General features: G+C 64.5%; 5 protein-coding genes. 1 reads left to right on the forward strand and 4 read right to left on the reverse strand.

Features of this window, described 5'->3' with window-relative positions; all coding sequences use genetic code 11:
- Window positions 1-413 (forward strand): enoyl-CoA hydratase-related protein (locus VFA16_RS12185; protein ID WP_324968059.1); only part of this gene is annotated, 413 nt, incomplete at its 5' end.
- Window positions 414-477: 64 nt separating this feature from the next.
- On the opposite strand, the gene VFA16_RS12190 is transcribed toward VFA16_RS12185, so the two are convergent.
- The 4 genes from VFA16_RS12190 to VFA16_RS12205 form a co-directional block, all read right to left on the reverse strand.
- Window positions 478-2,172 (reverse strand): FAD-binding protein, encoded by a 1,695-nt coding sequence (locus VFA16_RS12190; protein ID WP_324968060.1) that lies wholly within the window; start codon window positions 2,170-2,172, stop codon window positions 478-480.
- Window positions 2,169-3,512 (reverse strand): aromatic ring-hydroxylating dioxygenase subunit alpha, encoded by a 1,344-nt coding sequence (locus tag VFA16_RS12195; protein WP_324968061.1) that lies wholly within the window; start codon window positions 3,510-3,512, stop codon window positions 2,169-2,171. Before VFA16_RS12195 ends, VFA16_RS12190 begins: the two co-directional genes overlap by 4 nt.
- Window positions 3,513-3,530: 18 nt before the next feature.
- The gene (locus VFA16_RS12200; RefSeq protein ID WP_324968062.1) at window positions 3,531-5,063 is read right to left on the reverse strand and encodes an acyl-CoA synthetase; all 1,533 of its coding nucleotides are present in this window, start codon (window positions 5,061-5,063) and stop codon (window positions 3,531-3,533) included.
- 9 nt (window positions 5,064-5,072) lie between these two features.
- Window positions 5,073-5,697, reverse strand: a 625-nt coding sequence (locus VFA16_RS12205; RefSeq protein ID WP_324968063.1) for an enoyl-CoA hydratase/isomerase family protein, incomplete at its 5' end; no start/stop codon positions are given.

Raw genomic sequence — 5,697 nt, forward strand, 5'->3', positions numbered from 1 at the left:
CCCAAAGCCTCGGTGAGCCGGGCGGGCACACGATGATCGAGCCGTGGCTGATGATGAACTGGCATCGGGTCATGGACTGGCTTTTGTTGGCCCCCACGCTGTCTGCTCAAGAAGCGCTTGAGTGGGGTCTGCTCAACAAGGTGGTACCACGAGAAGAGCTCGAGGCGACCGTCGAGGACATGGCGCGCCGGATCGCCCAGATCCCTTTAACGACGTTGATGGCGGTGAAGAACAACGTGAAGCGGGCCTGGGAACTGATGGGGATGCGCGTCCATCTCCAGGTCAGCCACATCTTGACCAACATGGTCGGCGCGGCGTCCGATGTTCAGGCCCGGCGAGCCGAGCTACTGCAGTCAGGGTTGAAGCCACGCGATTTTGTCGATCGTGAGGAATCCGACGCCCCGCCAACGTGACGCTGTAGTCACATTCGGGCCCGATCGTGACGATAGCGTCACGCTCGAGGAGGGGCGAGCCCAGTTAGCGGCTCATCTCCCCGGCGACCCTGCGCCCGGCAGCGTGGCGGGCCGCGACGTAGCCGAACACCATCGAGGCTGCGATGCTGGCGCCCGCGCCCGGATACGTTCGGCCCATCACCGTCGCGGTGGTGTTGCCGGTCGCGTAGAGACCCTCGATCGCCCGGTCCTGCTCGTCGAGTACCTGGGCGTGCTCGTCGGTGATCACACCCCCGCAGGTGCCCACGTCGGCCGGATAGACCTTGGTCGCGTAGTACGGTGCCCGGTCCAGCGGGCCAATCGAGGCGTTCGGCCGATACCCGGGATCGCCCAGGCAGTCGTTATACGCAGACTGGCCACGGCCGAAGTCGGGATCGAGGCCCTTGGCCGCGAACCGATTAAACCGCTCGATAGTCTGCGCCAATCTGTCTGCAGGAACGTCTATTTCCCGAGCCAGCGCACCGATGGTGTCGCCGCGTTTGACGTGGCCGCGTTCGATCAGCTCAGGAGGCAGGCGACGCTTCAGTGGGTTTGCGCCCGCCACATACCGGCGCACGTAACCGTCGTCGAAAACCATCCAGCACGGCACCGCCTTGTTCGCGTACATGGCCTTGCCGACTTCAACGTAGGAGTTCGACTCGTTGCAGAACCGCCGACCTGTCGAGTCGACGTAGATGGCCCCCGGCCGCTGCCGGCCCACGCCCAGCGAACCGGCCACCGCACCGCCGTCGGAAATGAAAACCGAAGGCAGCCACCACGCTTCGTCCAATAGGTCGGTTTTCGCGCCAAGACGCATCGCGGTCTGCAGCACCTCGCCGGTGTCGCCGGCGTTGGCGATTGACCACCTTGCCTCGTTGGGCTGGTCACCGCTGTAGCGGCGCCGCATGTCGGCGTTGTGGCCAAAACCGCCGGCCGCCAAGAGGACGCCCTTCCTCGCGGCGACATTCAACGCCGAGCCGTCGCGCACCACGCGCGCGCCGACAACTCGACCGTCCTCGACGACAAGGTCATCCATCGCGGTGTTCGTCCACACGGGAGGCGTACCGTCACTCAGATCGATCAGTGCCTTGAGCATTTGCGCGATCAGTGATGCGCCGTTGGTCAGTATGGTGCGGCGCCGGACCCGCGCCGCGGTAGTGCGCAAGAACACCCGCGACGCCACGGCGAACGCACGCGGTGCACGGTTGAAGTACTGCACAGAACGCAACTCGTTCGTCTTCACCACGAACCCGTAGTTCTTGGCCAGCGGCGGCTGAACCTTGTCGCGCCACTCGCCAAGTTGGGCAGCGTCGAACGGGACTCCCTCGACCGCGCGGCCGACTTCGTTGCCGCCCTTGTGGTTGGGGTAGTAGTCGCTCCAGCCTACGCACCGCTCGAGGCGAATACCCTTGCGCAGCAGGAAATTCATCATCTCGTAGCCAGCGGTCAGGAACATCTCGCGTCGGGCGAGCGACGAGGCCGCACCGATGTCCCCCACCACGTCGGCAAGGTAGGCAAGCCCGTCCTCATGCGAATCAGCGATGCCCTCGAGGCGCATCACCGGATTGTTGGGCAGCCACACAATTCCGCCGGAAAGCCCCGTCGACCCACCGAGCAGGGCCTGCTTCTCCACGATCAGCGGCTGTAGGCCCGAGTCAAGTGCCGCCAGCCCGGCGACCATTCCTCCCCCTCCGCTTCCCGCAATGAGCAAGTCGACGGACTCATCCCAGTGGCCGGTCATTGCAGCCCCAAGTCGGCCACCGGTACGTCGATCGTGGTGTTTGTCTTCTGGATCGCAGGCACCAGCGTGTCGTACGGCAGGCCGGCCAGGAAGCCGTCGATGACGCGCTCGAAATTGGAGATCAGCCCTTCGATTTGGTCGGACAGGCGCATGTACTCGAATCCGCGTGAGTGCAGTCCTTTTTGCTGTCGCGGCAAATTGGAGAAGTCCTGCGCGGGAATCGGCGGCCAGCGCGGGTCGTCGGGCGCCATCGGCTCGGGCGGGGTCGGCTTTCCGGTCACCCGGTCCAGTGGGATACGGGTGAGCGACCAGATTTCGAACAATGTCTGCTCGGGGCCAAGCGGACGGATCCGGTACGACGAGGCGCTGCTGTAGGTGGGCAACAAGAAATAGTGCGGGAAGCAAAAGCCGATCGCGTCTGTAATCCCACGCCGGTCCAGTTCATTGAGGTCGGGCATGTCGCAGCCGCGGGCCCGATGCCATGCGACGACCGCGTCGTTCAGCGTGCTGCGCCAAGTGGCCATCGCCTCCCTGGGGTCGGCGGGCAGCTCGATATTCTGCAGGCCCTCGGCGATGCGGATGTCGTTTTCGTGTGTCATGCCACCCATGCCTTCACCGAGCGTGCGCATGAAGTACAGGTTGGTCTGGATCAGGTTCCGTCCGGGCGGCGAGCCGTTGCCGGAGGTAGGCAACAGTTGGGGATGTGTCTGCGGAACGTGATAGCCCTCCATGAACGCCGCCGTCGCAACCTTCCAGTTCACCGGTAGCAGACAGGATTGCCACCACTCGGTGCGTAGCGACTCCACCTTCCAGGCGTCGTAGATGGAGGCGAACGGTTCAAGGCACTCGCGCAAACCCGGGGCGCCGTCGTCGAGGTTGATCCACGCGCATCCGCCCCACAGTTCGCACCGGACCGCAACCAGTCGCAGATCCTCGGGGCAGACGTTGTGCTCGGCGAACACCTCGGAGCGCGGCAGATACGTGTTGTCTCCGTTGAGCCCCCAGCACCAGCCGTGGAATGGGCAGACGAAGCTGCGCCGGGTCCCGTTGCCCTCCACTATTTTTACCCCGCGATGACGGCATGCGTTGTGGTAGGCGCGCACGGTTTCGGCGTCGATGCGTACCACGATGATCGACTCGTCGAGGATCTCGTACTCGACGAAGTCGCCCGGCTTGGGGATCTCCTCGAGCCGACACGCCATCTGCCACACCCGCGGCCAGAACAGTTCGGTTTCCAGCGCGTAGAACTCTTCGCTGTAGTACCGCTGCTTGGGAATCCGATCCGGAACCTCCACCGCCCACGGCACCGGCAGAGGCGTCCACTTCTTCGTTGTCGTCATAGGTATCCCTCGCTCACTTCACACGATTCGCGACGTCCGCCCGTGCCAGTAGCGGTCGCGGATCCGCCGCTTGTAGAGCTTTCCGTTCGGGTCGCGGGGCAATTGTGGGTCGAACTCGACTGTGCGCGGGCACTTGTAGCCGGCAAGGTGGCCTCGGCAGTACGCGATCAGCTCCGCCTCGAGGGCCGGGCCGGGCGTGACACCATCGGCCGGTTGGACCACGGCCTTGACTTCTTCCCCGAATTCGTCGTTGGGAACGCCGAATACCGCCGCGTCGACCACCTTGGGATGCATCACCAGCAGGTTCTCCGCCTCCTGCGGGTAGATGTTTACGCCGCCCGAGACGATCATGAACGTCGATCGGTCTGTGAGATACAGGTAGCCGTCTTCGTCGACGTAGCCCACGTCGCCCAGCGTGCGCCAACCGCGTTCGTTGCAGATCGACGCCGTCTTGGCCGGATCCTTGAAGTACTCGAAGTCGGGGCCGCCCTCGAAGTAGATCTCGCCCGGCTCGCCGACGGGAAGCTCACGTCCGTCGTCACCGACGATATGCACCGCCGTGAGCGGCTTACCAACCGAGCCGGGGTGGGCCAGCCATTCGTCGGGCCCGATCGTCGTGCCCGCGAACCCCTCGGTACCACCGTAGTATTCGTGGATGATCGGGCCGAACCACTTCATCATCGCCTGCTTGACGTCGACGGAGCAGGGAGCGGCGGCGTGCAAGACGCACTTCAGGCTCGAGACATCGTATTGCTGGCGCACCGGCTCGGGCAGTTTGAGCATCCGCACGAACATCGTCGGTACGAACTGGGCATGCGTGACCTGGTGGGCCTCGATCAGCCGAAGCACGGTCTCGGCGTCGAACTTCTCCATGAGTATTGTCGCTGCGCCGACACGGTTGACTGCCATGGTGTAGTTGACGCCGGCCGCGTGGTACAGCGGCGCCGGCGAGAGATACACACTCGACGCGTCCATGCCGTAGCGGTGGCGTAGCGCCAATTCCAGCACCGCCTGGGCCCACGACCCGTTCTCCGTGGGCAGCGGGCGGCGTACCGCCTTGGGCCGCCCGGTGGTTCCGGACGAGTAGAGCATCTCGGTCCCGTCGGATGGCGGCGGAGGATCGCCGGCCGCTACCAAGGCATCCTCGTAGTTGCGCCAGCCCGCCAGCCGGCCCCCGACGCTGACGAAAACGTCCAGCCCGGGACAGCTGTCGAGGATTCGAGGCCCAAGCTCCGCGAAAGAGGAGTCGACAAACAGCGCGCGTGCCTCGCAGTCGGAGACGATGTAAGCCACCTCGTCGAAAGTGAGGTGCGTGTTGACCGGCGTGTAGTACAGGCCGGAAAGCTGGCAGCCCCAAGTGATCTCGAGGAACTCCGAGCGGTTCGGCAGCACGATGGCCACATCGTCGCCGCAGCGCAGACCCGCCTCGTGCAACAGCGCGGCGACGGCCTGGCTGCGGGTGTACAGCTCTGCGTACGACATCCGCTTACCGTCCGCGACGATCAGCGCCGGGGACTGCGGCGCGTCTCTCGCGTGGTCGGCAATGTTCACCGACAATCCTTACGCCTGCGCGGATTCCGCTGCTTCTGATGCCGCTGCCTGGCGGCGCGCCATCTCCGACGGTTTGATCTTGCCTTGGAGCACCTGCTGCACCAGGGCTTGCACGTCGGCGCTCAGCGACGCCAGCGCTACCAGGTCGTTGGAGCTCTGCCAATGCACCCGCATGCCCATCAATTCCCAGGCCCGCTTCAAATTGGCCTTGGTTGCCAAAAGTGTCGTCAACGGAGCCTGGGCGATGTGACGGGCGATGGCCTCGACACGCGCTTCGAGTTCGTCGCGCGGGACCACCTCGTTGACCAGACCGATGGCCAGTGCTTTCTGCGCGTCGATGATCTCCGCCAAGTACAGGTAATAGGCCGCCCGACGCCAGTTCATGAAAACCCAGGGCTCGATGGAGCATTCACCGGACGGCATGCCGAAACCCTGCAGGGGCGGATACTGGAAGTAGGCATCGTCGGATGCGATGACGATGTCGGTGGTCAGCCCGTAATGGGTGCCGCCGCCGACGCAGTAGCCGTGCACCTGCGCGATCGTCGGCTTGGAGAACTCCCACAAGTTCAGCACCGGTTTGACGAACAGGTCGGTCTGCGGCTTCCACGGCGTGCCGGTGTGTTTGAAGCCCTCG

This window comes from Mycobacterium sp., from assembly GCF_035653355.1.
Lineage (GTDB): Bacteria > Actinomycetota > Actinomycetes > Mycobacteriales > Mycobacteriaceae > Mycobacterium.

Bases quoted from the DNA above. Each gene is read 5' to 3' on its own strand.
- VFA16_RS12190 (WP_324968060.1), bottom strand. From the start codon at position 2,172: ATGACCGGCCACTGGGATGAGTCCGTCGACTTGCTCATTGCGGGAAGC.
- VFA16_RS12195 (WP_324968061.1), bottom strand. From the start codon at position 3,512: ATGACGACAACGAAGAAGTGGACGCCTCTGCCGGTGCCGTGGGCGGTG.